This window comes from Vibrio sp. 10N.222.46.A1 (assembly GCF_041473595.1).
GTDB lineage: Bacteria > Pseudomonadota > Gammaproteobacteria > Enterobacterales > Vibrionaceae > Vibrio > Vibrio tasmaniensis_A.
In genome coordinates, this window is the sequence record NZ_JBFRSN010001339.1 from 1 (window position 1) to 455 (window position 455).

The following is a 455-nucleotide window of genomic DNA, read 5'->3' on the forward strand; positions in this document are numbered from 1 at the left end:
GTTAGAGGGCGTGACATTAAATTTTAGGTGTATCCACCAATCGGCCATCATAGAAAGATACGCTTCATCAACCGCATCGCTTGAGATCGTAAACGCTCGGTCGATATGAGGTGGCACGAAGGTGCGCTTTTCCGCTTGGTTTTGGCTTAATAAAGCAAAACTCAACCCAGCGGTTCCTAAGGCGGTGATCAACACCACCGCGGTGAGGACGTAATTGATAAAGCGAGCCGCTTTAAGCGCCTCGCCGTTATGTTCATTGAGCATCAGTAAATCCAATATTTTTTTGTGGCGGGGGGCGTGCGTTTAAAAATGGTTTTATTCGCTGTGTCATCCCCATACCAGTGGATGAAGTGAATGATGAATTTGGGGCCGTGTCGGACTTTTAAGCTGCGAATGGTGAGGAAAAATCCGATACACACGGCGACCGCGACCAACCGATTGATGTTGAACAACAT

Annotated in this window: 2 protein-coding genes; both read right to left on the minus strand. The window is 47.7% G+C overall.

The annotated features are described in order from the left end of the window. Window positions 1-264 (minus strand): TraE/TraK family type IV conjugative transfer system protein (locus AB4496_RS26450; protein ID WP_372132859.1); only part of this gene is annotated, 264 nt, incomplete at its 3' end. Continuing rightward, window positions 264-455: type IV conjugative transfer system protein TraL (gene traL / locus AB4496_RS26455; protein ID WP_372132861.1), on the minus strand; the 192-nt coding region annotated here is incomplete at its 5' end. The genes traL and AB4496_RS26450, both read right to left, overlap by 1 nt.